Source organism: Pseudomonas sp. PS1(2021) (genome assembly GCF_020405165.1).
Classification (GTDB): domain Bacteria; phylum Pseudomonadota; class Gammaproteobacteria; order Pseudomonadales; family Pseudomonadaceae; genus Pseudomonas; species Pseudomonas aeruginosa.
This window is the reverse complement of record NZ_CP084484.1, coordinates 5032369-5046152: the sequence shown is the minus strand read 5'-3', so window position 1 is coordinate 5046152 and position 13784 is coordinate 5032369. Positions and strand designations below refer to the sequence as shown.

The following is a 13784-nucleotide window of genomic DNA, read 5'->3' as shown; positions in this document are numbered from 1 at the left end:
CTCGTTCCCCCTCGTTCGCCGCCATTCTAGCCAGCGCGCGGCGCGGATTCGGTGACATTTTTGTCATGCGAAAGTCATCTCCGGGTACCGCCGGCGGGGCGACCATCGAGGCTCAACCCCACCGAGGATCGACCGATGCTTCGACTCAAGGCTTCCCCCGCGCTGTTCTTCGGCCTGCTCCTGGCCAGTGCCGCCAGCTTCGCCGCGCAACCGCCTGCGGGCATGCTGCAGCCGCTGCGCGGCACCATCCAGCAGGCCGCCGACGACCACCTGCAACTGAAGGCCCGCAACGGCCAGCAATTGACGGTCAGGCTCACCGACAAGACCGCGATCCGCGCCGTGTCGCTGGCGAAGCCGGAGGACATCCAGCCCGACAGCTTCATCGGCACCGCCGCCGTGCCGCAGCCCGACGGCACCCTGAAGGCCCTCGAGGTGCATGTCTTCGCCCCCAGCCTGCGCGGCAGCGGCGAAGGCCACCGGCCCTGGGAGAACGCCGATGGCAGCGCCTCGACCATGACCAACGGTACGGTCGGCAACCTGGTGGTCAGCCAGGGCCGGCGCATGACCGTGAAATACGCCGATGGCGAGAAGACCGTGGTGGTGCCGGACGACGTGCCCATCGTCAGCCTGGAGCCGGGCGAGCGCAGCCTGCTCAAGCCTGGCGCCAAGGTCGTGCTGTTCCCGCAGAAGGGCGCCGACGGCAGCCTCACCGCCCTGGCCATCTCGGTCGGCAAGGACGGCGTGACCCCGCCGATGTGAGGTTTCGCCGGGACGGCGCGTCCGTCCCGGCCGGGTTTCCTGGGAGAAAAGCCATGAACCGTGCGTTGCACGCCTGGCCGGTGAGACTCTGCCACTGGCTCAATGCCTATGCCATGGCCTGCCTGATCGGCAGCGGCTGGGGCATCTACAACGCTTCGCCGCTGCTGGATTTCCGTTTTCCCGCCTGGGCGACCCTCGGCGGCTGGCTCGGCGGTTCCATCGCCTGGCATCTCGCCGCCATGTGGCTGCTGCTCGGCAACGGCCTGTGCTACCTCGCCCACGGACTGTCCAGCGGGCATTTTCGTCGCGACTTCCTGCCTTTGAGCGCGGCCGGCGTCTGGCGCGACCTGCGCCTCGCCCTCGGCCTGCGCCTGGTCCATGAGCCGGGCCGCTACAACGCGGTGCAGCGCCTGCTGTACTGGCTGGTCCTGGCGCTCGGCGCGCTGCTGGTGCTGTCCGGGCTGGCGATCTGGAAACCGGTGCAACTGCACGGGCTGACCGCGCTGTTCGGTGGCTTCCAGGGGGCGCGCTGGGTGCATTTCCTGGCCATGGCCGGGGTCGTCGGGTTCGTCGTCGTGCACCTGCTGCTGGTGCTGTTGGTGCCGCGCACCCTGCTGCCGATGATCATCGGACGCGAGTGGCGGCGCGGACGGAGGAGCGAAGGATGAAGGGGCCGGAGAAGAAGCGCGCGAAGATCGCGATCGACCCGTCCAGCGAGCGGCAGATGGTCGATTTGCAACGCCGCCTGCTGTTGCGCGGCGGCCTGTCCCTGGGCGCCCTGGCGATGCTCTCGGGGTGCCGGCTACAGGATGGCGATTCGGTCGACAAGGTACTCTGGGCCATGTCGCGCTGGAACGACCGGGTCCAGGCCTGGCTGTTCAGCCGTACGCGGCTGGCGCCGACCTTCGATCCGTCGCAGGTGGCCTCGCCGTTCCCCTTCAACGCGTTCTACCCGGCCTACAACGTGCCGGAGATCGACCTGCCGGAATACCGCCTGCAGGTTTCCGGGCGGGTCCGCGACAAGCGCCCCTGGAGCCTGGAGCAACTGCGCCGGCTGCCGCAGGCCAGCCAGGTCACGCAACTGATCTGCATCGAGGGCTGGAGCGCGATCGGCCAGTGGAGCGGAGTGCCGCTGCGCACCTTCCTGGAGCTGGTCGGCGCCGACACCTCGGCGAAGTACGTCGGCTTCAAGTGCGCCGACCGCTACTACTCCAGCCTCGACATGCCCAGCGCGCTGCATCCGCAGACCCTGCTGGCGCTGGAGATGTCCGGGCAGGCGCTGCCGGAGGAGAACGGCTACCCGCTGCGCCTGCGGATTCCCACCAAGCTCGGCTTCAAGAACGCCAAGCACGTGGTGGAGATCTTCGTCAGCAACAGCAATCCCGGAGGTTACTGGGAGGACCAGGGCTACAACTGGTTCAGCGGAGTCTGAGGCGGGAGAGTGCGGCTTGCCTCGGGCCATGCGCCCAGCGCGACAGGGATGGGAAAATAGGAAAGCCCGGCATCGAGCCGGGCTTTTCTCGCGCCTTGCGGCGTAACGAGCGGTCAGGCGGTGCGCAGGTCGAAACGGCTCATGCTGCGATGCAGGCGGTCCACGGTCTGTTCGCTGCCGTTGTCGGCCAGGCGGGCTTCGGCCTTGGTCATGTCCTTGTGCAGGCGGTCGACGGTCTGCTCGCTGCCGTTGTCGGCCAGGCGGGCTTCGGCCTTGGTCATGTCCTTGTGCAGGCGGTCGATGGTCTGCTCGCTGCCGTTGTCGGCGATGCGCAGTTCGACGCTGGACATGTCCTGATGCAGCCGGTCGATGGTGCGGCTGGAGCCGTCGGCGGCGAAGGCGGCGTTGGCGGTCAGGGTGGCGAGGGCGAGGCCGAGGATCAGGGAAGCTTTCATGGCGGTGACTCCGAGTGGGTTGTTGGTTGCGTTGGAGTCATTTTCAGTTCGGATAAATCGATTTAAAAACGAAGTGCGATGATAGTGTCTATCGATATTGGTGATTATATTTTTTCTTATTATTTATCAGTAAGTTAATTGATTATTTTTGTGATGTCGCAGATTTCGTAAAGGATAGTTAGCTTTTCTCTATTTAATCGATAAATTGGATAAATAAGGTGAAAAGAAAAGCCGGCGCTGCGGGCACCGGCTCTCGGACGGGTCTTGCTCTGGCGTCAGGCGAGGTCGTCGAGGATGTCGGCCATGTCGTCCGCATGTTCTTCTTCCTGGGCCAGGATTTCCTCGAAAATGCGTCGGGTGGTGGGGTCGTCGTTACCGAGGTAGGTGATGATCTCGCGATAGCTGTCGATGGCGATGCGCTCGGCGATCAGGTTCTCGGTGACCATGTCCTTCAGGGTCTTGCCTTCGACGTATTCGGCATGGGAGCGCTCCTCCAGGCCGCGCGGATTGAAGTCCGGCTCGCCGCCCAGTTGCATGATGCGCTCGGCCAACTGGTCGGCATGCTGCATTTCCTGGTTGGCGTGCTCGAGGAACTCGGCGGCGGCGATGCTCGCCTTAAGGCCGGTGGCCATGAAGTAGTGGCGCTTGTAGCGCAGGAAGCAGACCAACTCGGTGGCGAGCGCTTCGTTGAGCAGGCGCAGGACGGTCTGGCGATCGGCCGAATAGCCTTCGGTGACCGCGCCTTCCTGGATGTTCTTGCGGGCACGGTCGCGAAGGGTCTGGACGTCCGTCAGTTGAACGGTGGTCATCGGTTTTCTCCTTGAGGCTGATCCGGTGAAAAGGGCCGGCTCTGCGGCCGGCTTTTTCTGCTTACCTAAGGTGTGAGTCCCACGCGGTCGAAAAAGTTTTATCGACCCGCCGCCGAACTGGCCTTTTGCCTGAAATGCGTGGGACGGGGAGCAATGCCGGCGTTTCGCCGGTCCTAACGGAACGGGCCGGCGTATTCGCGCTGGCGAGTCCATGGGCCAGCCTGCACACTGACGGGCTGAGCGAGGCGCGCTGCCGCGCCTGCCCGACAACCGACGCGGCGAAAAGGAGTTGTGCATGACGCGCGGCCGAAAGATCCTGACCTGGAGCCTCGCCAGCCTGGTCCTGCTGCTGGCGGCGTTGGTGGTGTTTATCGCCACCTTCGACTGGAACCTGATCAAGCCCACCCTCAACGAAAAGGTCTCGGCGGCGCTGAACCGCCCGTTCGCCATCAACGGCAACCTCGCCGTGGCCTGGCGCCGCGAGGAGGGCGAGGAAGGCTGGCGCGCCTGGATCCCCTGGCCGCGCTTCAGCGCCGAGGACATCACCCTCGGCAACCCGGAGTGGACGGCGGGCAAGACCAAGGCGAGCGAGTTCGCCAGCCTGGAACGCATCGAATTCCGCCTCGCGCCGTTGCCGTTGCTCTGGCAGACCATCCGCATTCCACAGATCAAGCTGACCCAGCCGCGCGCCGAGCTCCTGCGCCTGGCCGACGGCCGCGCCAATTGGGATTTCGACCTGCCTGCCAGCGACAGCGACGAGCCGTCCGCCTGGCAACTGGACATCCGCGAGATCGGTTTCGACAAGGGTAGCGTCAGCCTCGACGACCAGCGTTTGAAGACACGTCTGGAAGTGCTGGTCGACCCGCTCGGCAAGCCGGTGCCGTTCGGTCAGTTGGCCGGCAAGGCGCTGGCCACGGGCGATGCGGCGAACGCCCAGGACTATGTGTTCGGCTGGAAGGTCAAGGGCACCTACAAGGGCCAGGCTCTGGCCGGCTCGGGCAAGGTCGGCGGGATGCTGGCGTTGCAGGATGCGAGCAAGCCCTTCCCGCTACAGGCCGAGGTCAGTGCCGGCAGCACCCGTGCCGCGGTGGTCGGCACCCTGACCGACCCGCTCAACCTCGGCGCCCTCGACCTGCGCCTGAAGCTGTCCGGGACCAGCATGGCCAATCTCTATCCGCTGACCGGCATCACCCTGCCGGACACTCCGGCCTACTCCACCGACGGACACCTGCTGGCGCGGCTCAAGGAGGAGGGCGGCGCACTGTTCCGCTACGAGAACTTCAACGGCAAGGTCGGCGCCAGCGACCTGCACGGCAGCCTGACCTTCGTCGCTCGCCAGCCTAGGCCGAAGCTGTCCGGCAAGCTGACCTCCGAGCAACTGCGCTTCGCCGACCTCGGCCCGCTGATCGGCGCCGACAGCAATGCCGAAAAACAGAAGCGCGGGCAGACCAGCCGCCAGCCGGGCGACAAGGTGCTGCCGGTGGAGGAATTCCGTACCGAGCGCTGGCGCGACATGGACGCCGACGTGGAATTCACCGGCAAGCGTATCGTCCACAGCGACCAGTTGCCGATCAGCGACCTCTATACCCATCTGGTGCTCAACGACGGCCTGCTGCGCCTGGAGCCCCTGCGCTTCGGCGTGGCCGGCGGCAAGCTGGAGTCGGACATCCGCCTGGACGGCGGCAAGCAGCCGATGCAGAGCCGAGTGAAGATGAGCGCGCGGGGCTTCAAGCTGAAGCAGTTGTTCCCCGGCTTCGCGCCGATGCAGACCAGCTTCGGCGAGCTGAACGGCGACGCCAGTCTCAGCGGCAGTGGCAATTCGGTGGCGAAGATCCTCGGCGGCGCCGATGGCGAATTGAAGATGCTGATCAACGACGGTGCGATCAGCAAGGGCCTGACCGAAATCGCCGGCCTCAATGTCGGAAACTACCTGGTGACCAAGCTGTTCGGCGACGACGAGGTGAAGATCAACTGCGCGGCCGCCGACTTCGGCCTGCAGAAGGGCCTGATGACCAGCCGGCTGTTCGTCTTCGACACCGAGAACGCGCTGGTCAACGTCGACGGCACGGTGAACTTCGCCAACGAGAAGCTCGACCTCGATGTCACCCCGCACAGCAAGGGCCTGCGGATCTTCTCGCTGCGCTCGCCGCTGTACGTGCGCGGCACCTTCGCCAAGCCCGACGCCGGGGTCCACGCCGGGCCGCTGGTGGCGCGCGGCGCGGGAATGATAGCCCTCGGCGTGACGGTGGGCCCGGCGGCCAGCCTGCTGGCGCTGGTGGCGCCGAGCAAAAGCGACGACAACCAGTGCACCGCGCTGCTGCAGCGCATGCGCTTGCCAGCCAAGGTGCCGGCCGGCAAGCGCTGATTCAGTAGATGGGGATATACAGGTCGACTTGCGAGTTCGGATCCAGCGGTCCGCGGAAACGCTGGTCGTAGTATTCGAAGTCGACCCCCGCCTTGGGCTCCAGGCCGCGTTCGGCGAGCAGGTGGCTGTAGATCGCCTGGAAGCTCTCGGCGATCTGCGGCGCCGTGCCCTTGTGGGTGAACACCGCGTACTTCTGCGCCGGCACCTGGAAGCGCACCATGCCCTCCGGCACCGGCCAGCCCTCCTGCACCTCGAAGCCGGCGACGTAGTGGAATTCGCCGTTGGGCTGCTGCGCGCAGATGCCATAGGAGACCTCGGGATCGTGCTTGCCGGCGATCTCGTGCTCGCGCGGGATGAAGCGTTCCCAGAGCTGGCCGATGGTGTCGCCGGGGGCGCTGCCGAAGTATTCCATGCCCACCACGCTGAAGGCGGGACGTTCGACGATTCGTGCATGCATGTTGCGGATCCTCCAGTGGGCGAGCGTCGCCAGGGTTCGGTCGGAGTTCCGCCAGCAGGCGCTGGCGGGCGCTGATCTCTTCGCGCAGGGTGTGCTGGTGTCGTTGCAGGAAATGCCGCAGGCGTTGCGGGTCGTCCAGCGCGCCATCGCGTTTCAGGCGGTCGATGGCTTCCAGCGGAACGTCCAGCCGGCGCAGCGCGAGTATGCGCGAGAGCTGCTCGATCTGTTCCGGCTGGTAGTAGCGGTAGCCGTTGTCGCTACCGGTGCGCGCGGGGACGAACAGGCCGATGGCATCGTAGTGGCGAAGCGTCTTGGTGGAGATCTCGAAGATTCGCGCCAGTTGGCCGATGGTGAGCATTTCCGGTTCCTGCTGCGGGATAGCGGCAGACTACGGATTGCCCCTGGGGCAAGGTCAAGGGGTTTGTGCCGGTGCGCACTTTCTCTGAACGTCCGCCGTCGCCTCCCGGTCCCAACAGTGAACCCATCGCAAAGGGAGATATCCCCATGCCCCGTGGCGACAAGAGCAAGTACAGCGACAAGCAGCAGCGCAAGGCCGAGCACATCGAGGAGAGCTACAAGGCCAAGGGTGTGAGCGAATCGGAAGCCGAGGCGCGCGCCTGGGCGACGGTGAACAAGCAGTCCGGCGGCGGCGAGCGCAAGGGCGGTTCCGGCCGCGCCAAGAGCGAGACGGCCAAGCGCGCCGACCGCAAGGACTCGGCCCATCGCGCCGCCCAGGCCCGCTCAGGGAGACCGGCCAACCGCGGCTCGGCGAGCCGTGGCAAACGTCAAGGCAGCACCTCGGTGAGCGAGATGACCCGCGAGGAATTGATGCAGCTGGCGCGCAAGCGCGACATCCGCGGTCGTTCGACGATGCGCAAGGCCGAACTGATCGAGGCCCTGTCCCGGGCCTGAACGCAGACGCCCCGCCTCCGTAAGGAAGCGGGGCGTCGAGCCGTCAGGGGCGGGCGTCGCGCTCGTGGCGGTCCAGCTCGGAGCAGCTCAGGAAGCCCGAGCCGTCGACCTTGCCGCTGCCGTCGAAACTGACGTAGAACGGCTGCTGCTGGCCGTCCTTGTTGAGGATGTAGCTGTTGCAGCTCCCCGGTTTCATCAGGCGCTTCTGGGTGCCGGAAGGCGTGCCGCCGATGCGCAGGACTTCCTGCTGGCTCATGCCTTTCTCGACATCCTTGACCAGCGGTTCGTTGCGGAAGGTGATGTAGTTGACCGGGTTCTGCACCTTGGTCGACGCGCAGCCGGCCAGGGTTGCCATCACGAACAGTGCCGCCAGTGACTGCTTGTACATGCTGTGACTCCTTGTGGTTGAGCGGTGCTTGCCAACATTGGAACGCAGGCCCTCGCGCAGAGTTCGCCCGGAATCGCGGCGGATTGCCTCAGACCTTCTCCAGGGCCCGGTGCGGCAAGGGGGGCAGCTGGATATCGATGGCGTCGCCGGGGCGAACCTCGCCGTCTTCCAGGACGATCGCCATCACCCCGGCCTTGCGAATCAGGTTGCCCTGTTCGTCGCGGCCGAGCACGGCGGCGGTCAGTCCGGGCTGGTAGTTGTCCAGCTGCGAGCAGGGATTGCGCAGGCCGGTCAGCTCGACCAGGGCGCTTTCCCCCAGGCGCAGGCGGGTGCCGGTGGGCAGGCCGAGCAGGTCGACGCCACGGGTGGTGATGTTCTCGCCCATGGTCCCCGGGCCGATGGCGAAGCCGCTGGCGCGTAGCTCGTCGTGCAATTCCTCGTGGATCAGGTGGACCTGGCGCAGGTTCGGCTGGGTCGGGTCCTGCCGCACCCGCGAGCGGTGCTTCACGGTGACGCCGTGGTGGGCGTCGCCCTCGACGCCGAGGCCTTTCAGGAGGCGGATGGCGGGACGCACCTGCTTGCTGAACGCGTGGGTGGCGCAGAGGCTCACCGCGATGACCTGTTGCATGGAACTCCTCCTCGTGCGAAGCGTCAGTCTAGCCGCGAAACATGACGCTTGTCGCAAGCGCACAGGACGCGTTCCCAGCCCCTGCAAAGCCCGCCGCAGTCGCTAGACTTCAGCGCACCTGCATGCGAACGTGCAGCCCTTCAAGGAGAGTTCGATGAATATCCTGCGTATCCCGATGTTCGTATTGGCCATGGCCGTCTCGGCCCATGGTTTCGCTGCCACCGCGCAGCAGGAGAAGATGACCGCCTGCAACGCCGAGGCCACCACCAAGGCGCTCAAGGGCGACGAACGCAAGGCGTTCATGAGCGGCTGCCTGAAGGCCGGCGCGCCTGCCGGCGGCAAGGCCACCGCCCAGCAGGAGAAGATGAAGAGCTGCAACGCCGACGCCAGTGCCAAGTCGCTCAAGGGCGACGAACGCAAGGCGTTCATGAGCAGTTGCCTGAAGGCCGGCGGCAGCGCCAAGGCGGCGACCCAGCAGGAGAAGATGAAGACCTGCAACGCCGACGCCACCGCCAAGGCGCTCAAGGGCGACGAACGCAAGGCGTTCATGAGCACCTGCCTGAAGAAGTGAGCCCCACCCTCGTCGGGCTCGGTGTGGCGGCGGATAACGCCTGTGGCGCTATCCGCCCTGCGGACGGGTGTGGCGTGGTCTTGGCGTAGGGCGAATAACCGCTCGCGGTTATCCGCCATGGCGGGCCCGGTGTGACCTTATCCCCCTATAGGGCAGGGGCGCGGCCAGGGCGGCTCAGCCGTAGCGCTTCTTCGCCTCGATGGCCAGGCCGCTGCCGATGCTGCCGAACAGGTTGCCCTCGACATGACGGGCGTTGGGCAGCATCGCCGAGACGCTCCGGCGCAGCGCCGGAATGCCGCTCGAACCGCCGGTGAAGAACACCGTGTCGACCCGGTCCGGGTCGACCCCGGCCGAGGCCAGCAGTTGCGCGACGCTGTTGCGCACGCGCTCCAGCAGTCCGTCGACGGCGTTCTCGAACAGCCCACGGGTCAGCTCCACGCCGAGCCCGGCCTCGATGCGCTCCAGCGAGAGGTGCAGGCGCTCGGTTTCGGTCAGGCGGATCTTGCTGTCTTCCACCTGCATCGCCAGCCAGTGCCCGGCGCGTTCCTCGATGAGCCTGAAGAGGCGGTCGATGCCGGTGCTGTCGACGATGTCGTAGCGCATGTTCTTCAGCGCCAATTGCGACTTCTGCGCGTACACCGCGTTGATGGTGTGCCAGGTGGCCAGGTTCAGGTGGTAGCTGGTGGGCATGAAGGCGTCGCTCTTCATCCGGCTGCCGTAGCCGAACAGCGGCATCACGCCTTCCAGGCTGAGCTGCTTGTCGAAGTCGGTACCGCCGATGTGTACGCCGCCGGTGGCCAGGATGTCGTCCTGGCGCTCGGCCAGGTTGCGCCGCTCCGGCGCCAGGCGCACCAGGGAGAAGTCCGAGGTGCCGCCGCCGATGTCGACGATCAGGACCAGTTCCTCGCGCTGGATGCAGCGCTCGTAGTCGAAGGCCGCGGCGATCGGTTCGTACTGGAAGGAAACCTCCTTGAAGCCGAGCTTGTTGGCCACCTGCACCAGGGTGTCCTGGGCCTCGCGGTCGGCCTCCGGGTCGTCGTCGACGAAGAACACCGGGCGACCCAGCACCACCGCGTCGAAGGCTTGCCCGGCGGCGGCCTCGCCGCGCGCCTTGAGCTGGCCGATGAACAGGCCGAGCAGGTCCTTGAACGGTAGGGCGCTGCCGAGCACGGTGGTCTCGCTCTTCAGCAGCTTGGAGCCCAGCAGGCTCTTCAGCGAGCGCATCAGCCGGCCCTCGTAGCCCTCCAGGTACTCGCCGAGCGCCTGGCGGCCGTAGACCGGGCGGCGCTCCTCGACGTTGAAGAACACCACCGAGGGCAGGGTGATCTTGCCGTCCTCCAGCTCGATCAGCGGTTCGACCTCCGGCCGCCACCAGCCGACGGTGGAGTTGGAGGTGCCAAAATCGATGCCCAGGGCGCGGGCGGCGGTGCTCGGGTTCATGGCGCGAAACGGTCCGGGAAAAAAACGGCCGCGCAGTGTATGCGAGAGCGTCGTAGATTTCACCGCCGGCGATCGGCAGGAAGCGTCCTGGGACGTCCGTGCGGGCCGCCCCGACCTTTGTATACGGATTTGCCAAGGGGCCTGCGCATGGTGCTATGTTGGCGCTGCTTTCCCACTCCGTCTTGCCGTGTTGTCCTGGATTTCGCCATGCATAGAGCCTCACACCATGAGTTGCGTGCGATGTTTCGCGCGCTGTTGGACTCCTCCCGTTGCTACCACACCGCTTCCGTGTTCGATCCCATGTCGGCGCGTATCGCCGCCGACCTCGGCTTCGAGTGCGGCATCCTCGGCGGTTCGGTGGCTTCCCTGCAGGTCCTGGCGGCGCCGGACTTCGCCCTGATCACCCTCAGCGAATTCGTCGAGCAGGCCGCCCGCATCGGCCGGGTGGCGCGCCTGCCGGTGATCGCCGACGCCGACCACGGCTACGGCAACGCGCTGAACGTGATGCGTACGGTGGTCGAACTGGAGCGCGCCGGAATCGCCGCGCTGACCATCGAGGACACCCTGCTGCCGGCGCAGTTCGGGCGCAAGTCCACCGACCTGATCTGCGTCGAGGAAGGCGTCGGCAAGATCCGCGCGGCCCTGGAGGCGAGGGTCGACCCGGCGTTGACCATCATTGCCCGGACCAACGCCGAACTGATCGACGTCGATGCGGTGATCCAGCGCACCCTGGCCTACCAGGAAGCCGGCGCCGATGGTATCTGCCTGGTCGGCGTGCGCGACTTCGCCCACCTCGAGGCGATCGCCGAGCACCTGCACATCCCGCTGATGCTGGTCACCTACGGTAATCCGCAACTGCGCGACGACGCCCGCCTGGCGCGGCTCGGCGTGCGTGTCGTGGTCAACGGCCACGCCGCCTATTTCGCCGCGATCAAGGCGACCTACGACTGCCTGCGCGAGGAGCGCGGTGCGGTGGCCTCGGACCTGACCGCCTCGGAGCTGTCGAAGAAGTACACCTTCCCCGAGGAATACCAGGCCTGGGCCCGCGACTACATGGAAGTCAAAGAGTAGGCGATTTCAGGCCAGGCTCATGTTGCGCTGCCGCGCCTGCAGGTCGGCGACGCCCGCCAATGCGCAGAAGGTCGCAGGGCGACAGTCTGGCTCAGGATCGCCCGGAGCGCTCGCGTCGCTTGCGTTCGCGGTAGGCGGCCTGGTTGGCCAGGCGCCGCTGCGCCGAACCGGGGCGGTTGGCCGACTGGGCGCGGTACAGGCGCTGGGCGTAGACCAGTTCCATGTAGCGTTGCATCGCCCGGCTGTTGAACAGCAGCCAGGCACAGGCGCCGCCGCCGAGCGCCACCAGGCCCGACGTCTCGCCGCTGGCCAGGCGCAGCAGGAGCCCGGTGGCGACCAGCAGCAGGCTGGCGTCGCGGGCCAGGCGCGGGCCGAGGCTGGCGCCACGGGAGAGCAGGGCGATCAGCCACAGCCAGGCCGCCAGCAGCGGCAGGGCGGAGAGCCAGCCCAGCGGCCGCAAAGGAGCCTCCGGCAATGCCAGGCGCAGCGCGGCAAGACCCAGCGGCGCGGCACCGAGCAGCAGCGCCAGGCTGCCGAGCAGCGGTGCGTAGAGACCGGGATGACGGCGCGGATACAGGCCGTGCAGTTGCCGGACGCTATAGCGGTCCTCCGGCGCCGGCAGAGCGAACGGATCGCCGGCGAGCGCGGCGTCGAGCTGGCGGCCCTGGTCGATCAGGTGGGCGAGGCGGCGGAACGGTCCCATCATGCGGTGTACCTCCAGGCTTGGCTGGCGATTGTGCCACGCCAGGCCGATGGTCGCGCCGCCCTTGCAAAGCCGCGGGCGAACGCCCATATCTGGAGGTTCCAGGGTTTCAGCCAGAGGAGTCAGTCATGGCCAGCGGGTGGGCGAACGACGGTGCGGTGCAGGAACAGATCGACAGCACGATCGAGGATGCCATCGCTCGTGCGCGCAGCCAGTTGCCTCGTGGCGAGAGCCTGACCCATTGCGAAGAGTGCGACGCGACTATCCCCGAAGCGCGGCGCCGAGCGATTCCCGGCGTGCGCCTGTGCGTCAACTGCCAGGCCGAGCACGACAGGGAACAGGCGAAGTTCAGCGGCTACAACCGCCGCGGCAGCAAGGACAGCCAGTTGCGCTGAAGGCCTGCCTCAGTTTTCCCGATAGCGTTCCTTCACCCATTGCTCCACCGGCGACAGGGTGCGCATTCCCACGCCCAGCGGATCGTCCATGTCATGCTGGCTGGAGGCGGTCCAGCGCGGGTCGATGAAGGACCAGGCCAGGCCCGCCGGGCCCTGGTCGCGGTAGGTACCGAAAACGTCGTTGAGGCCCAGCGGCTCCGCGTTGCGCAGCCATTGCCCGTTGAAGCCGTCGCCGTTGATGGTGCGGTCCGAGATCCAGCGACCGTCGTCGTAATGGAAAGCCATCACTCGCCAGCGATGCTCGCACCAGTGGCAGGCGTCGTCGTCGACGTAGAAGGCTTCGACGAAGATTTTCTTCCCGCCGATGTCGAGGAAGGTCGAGTAATCGTCGGTATGGCGCGGGGCCAGGCTCAGTCGGCTGCCGTCGCCGAGGTCGATGAAGCGATCGGGGGCGTAGGGCGAGCGCGGCGAAAGGCTCATCAGGACCCTGGCGTAGTCGTCCCGCTGCGGCGGGTCGGCGACCAGTGCCTGGCGCTCCGCGGCGGTCAGCGCGAAGCGCTCGCTGCCTCGGCCGACCACGTCTTCCAGCTGACGCTGGTCGCGTGGCAGGGTGCCGTCGAGGCCGGCGTACAGGTTGACCGCCTGGATGAACCGGGCGACGTCGATGTCGAGCATTTCCGGATAGCCGGAATGGGCGGTCAGCGCGCCGTCCTTCAGGTCGTAGATCACCGACCAGCGCGTCCCTCCCGAACCGCCGGCGTAGGACAGGTAGCCCAGGCGCAGTTCGTCGCGGCCGTCGCCGTCGTAGTCGGCGACTTCCAGTTGGCTGAGGCTGAACAGCTGGGGGAAGGCATAATCGGTTTCGAACTGCTCGCGCGGTTTCCGCTTCGCGTCCGGATCGAAGGGGACCAACTGGATCTTCCGGTATTCCCGGAGGCTCAGCTCGACCATGTTCTTCTGGATATCCAGGAACGGGGAAAGGTTGAGCAGCGAGGAGAGGAGGCCGGGTTCGGCGATGTAGAACACCTTCACCAGCGGCAGGTTGGTCCGTCCCTGGTTCCGCTCCAGGCGCTCGATGACCTGGTCGTCCATGGCGAAGGCCTTGCCGACGAAGCGCCGATTGCCGTAGGCGACCAGGAATTTCTCGCCGAAGCCGAGCAGGTCGGCGCCCTTGATCTCCACCTCGTAGTCCGCCGGAAAGCGCGCGAGGATGGCTTGGCGCAGCATCACGTCCTTCTTGCTGATGGGAATCTCGCCGTACTGGTAGAGCTGGTAGGTCCAGTAGAGGAAGTAGCTCACCACGACGATGGCCGTTGCCTGGAAGGCCTTGGCCAGATACGGGGTGGAAGCGTTGCGGGACGATTGGCGGGAGGACATGGACGGACTGCCGGCGGCTACG

At 66.5% G+C, this 13784-nt stretch carries 15 protein-coding genes and 2 pseudogenes; 9 read left to right on the top strand and 8 right to left on the bottom strand.

The annotated features are described in order from the left end of the window. Positions 1 to 135: 135 nt before the first annotated feature. Genes LE197_RS24245 through LE197_RS24235 form a run of 3 tightly spaced genes read left to right on the top strand, consistent with a single transcriptional unit; the run spans position 136 to position 2191 of the window. The gene (locus tag LE197_RS24245; protein WP_016264118.1) at positions 136 to 759 is read left to right on the top strand and encodes a hypothetical protein; all 624 of its coding nucleotides are present in this window, start codon (positions 136 to 138) and stop codon (positions 757 to 759) included. Between the two features lie 53 nt (positions 760 to 812). Further along, the gene (locus LE197_RS24240; protein WP_003161310.1) at positions 813 to 1427 is read left to right on the top strand and encodes a cytochrome b/b6 domain-containing protein; all 615 of its coding nucleotides are present in this window, start codon (positions 813 to 815) and stop codon (positions 1425 to 1427) included. Further along, complete coding sequence (locus LE197_RS24235) at positions 1424 to 2191, top strand: molybdopterin-binding protein (RefSeq protein WP_003112308.1); 768 nt, start codon at positions 1424 to 1426, stop codon at positions 2189 to 2191. Before LE197_RS24240 ends, LE197_RS24235 begins: the two co-directional genes overlap by 4 nt. Before the next feature lie 113 nt (positions 2192 to 2304). On the opposite strand, the gene LE197_RS24230 is transcribed toward LE197_RS24235, so the two are convergent. Next, the gene (locus LE197_RS24230; RefSeq protein WP_003095507.1) at positions 2305 to 2646 is read right to left on the bottom strand and encodes a hypothetical protein; all 342 of its coding nucleotides are present in this window, start codon (positions 2644 to 2646) and stop codon (positions 2305 to 2307) included. A 275-nt stretch (positions 2647 to 2921) separates the two neighbouring features. Then, a complete protein-coding gene (locus tag LE197_RS24225; protein ID WP_003095503.1) occupies positions 2922 to 3455 on the bottom strand; it encodes a ferritin-like domain-containing protein in 534 nt (177 codons plus the stop codon). Positions 3456 to 3750: 295 nt separating this feature from the next. Here LE197_RS24225 and LE197_RS24220 point away from each other — a divergent pair, with 295 nt between their 5' ends. Then, positions 3751 to 5820 (top strand): AsmA family protein, encoded by a 2070-nt coding sequence (locus tag LE197_RS24220; protein ID WP_003112310.1) that lies wholly within the window; start codon positions 3751 to 3753, stop codon positions 5818 to 5820. 1 nt (position 5821) lies between these two features. Here the strand turns inward: LE197_RS24220 and brlR are convergent. After that, a pseudogene (brlR, locus tag LE197_RS24215) lies at positions 5822 to 6635 on the bottom strand (c-di-GMP-binding multidrug transporter transcriptional regulator BrlR). Between the two features lie 146 nt (positions 6636 to 6781). Here brlR and LE197_RS24210 point away from each other — a divergent pair. Next, entirely contained in the window at positions 6782 to 7189 is a 408-nt protein-coding gene (locus LE197_RS24210; RefSeq protein ID WP_003095492.1) for a Rho termination factor N-terminal domain-containing protein, read from the top strand. 43 nt (positions 7190 to 7232) lie between these two features. On the opposite strand, the gene osmE is transcribed toward LE197_RS24210, so the two are convergent. Further along, positions 7233 to 7577 (bottom strand): osmotically-inducible lipoprotein OsmE, encoded by a 345-nt coding sequence (gene osmE / locus LE197_RS24205; protein WP_003095488.1) that lies wholly within the window; start codon positions 7575 to 7577, stop codon positions 7233 to 7235. A gap of 88 nt (positions 7578 to 7665) precedes the next feature. Further along, entirely contained in the window at positions 7666 to 8205 is a 540-nt protein-coding gene (locus tag LE197_RS24200) for an MOSC domain-containing protein (protein ID WP_003095483.1), read from the bottom strand. 154 nt (positions 8206 to 8359) lie between these two features. Here LE197_RS24200 and LE197_RS37360 point away from each other — a divergent pair. Both LE197_RS37360 and LE197_RS37355 read left to right on the top strand, forming a co-directional pair. Next, positions 8360 to 8479 (top strand): annotated as a pseudogene (locus LE197_RS37360) (PsiF family protein); the annotation flags it as partial. A gap of 27 nt (positions 8480 to 8506) precedes the next feature. Next, on the top strand, positions 8507 to 8776 hold the full coding sequence (locus LE197_RS37355; protein ID WP_058133593.1) for a PsiF family protein: 270 nt from the start codon (positions 8507 to 8509) through the stop codon (positions 8774 to 8776). A gap of 174 nt (positions 8777 to 8950) precedes the next feature. Here the strand turns inward: LE197_RS37355 and LE197_RS24185 are convergent, their stop codons facing one another. Then, positions 8951 to 10216: an Hsp70 family protein gene (locus LE197_RS24185; RefSeq protein ID WP_003099398.1), complete on the bottom strand. Its 1266-nt coding sequence runs from the start codon at positions 10214 to 10216 to the stop codon at positions 8951 to 8953. 207 nt (positions 10217 to 10423) lie between these two features. Here LE197_RS24185 and LE197_RS24180 point away from each other — a divergent pair, with 207 nt between their 5' ends. Continuing rightward, a complete protein-coding gene (locus tag LE197_RS24180) occupies positions 10424 to 11287 on the top strand; it encodes an isocitrate lyase/PEP mutase family protein (protein WP_019681409.1) in 864 nt (287 codons plus the stop codon). Between the two features lie 91 nt (positions 11288 to 11378). Here the strand turns inward: LE197_RS24180 and LE197_RS24175 are convergent, their stop codons facing one another. Then, entirely contained in the window at positions 11379 to 11993 is a 615-nt protein-coding gene (locus LE197_RS24175; RefSeq protein WP_003121124.1) for a hypothetical protein, read from the bottom strand. Positions 11994 to 12118: 125 nt separating this feature from the next. Here LE197_RS24175 and LE197_RS24170 point away from each other — a divergent pair, with 125 nt between their 5' ends. Further along, positions 12119 to 12385, top strand: a complete 267-nt coding sequence (locus tag LE197_RS24170; protein WP_003099395.1) for a DksA/TraR family C4-type zinc finger protein — start codon at positions 12119 to 12121, stop codon at positions 12383 to 12385. 9 nt (positions 12386 to 12394) lie between these two features. On the opposite strand, the gene LE197_RS24165 is transcribed toward LE197_RS24170, so the two are convergent. Further along, positions 12395 to 13762, bottom strand: coding sequence for a hypothetical protein (locus tag LE197_RS24165; RefSeq protein WP_023087852.1), 1368 nt, complete (start codon positions 13760 to 13762; stop codon positions 12395 to 12397). Between the last annotated feature and the right edge of the window lie 22 nt (positions 13763 to 13784).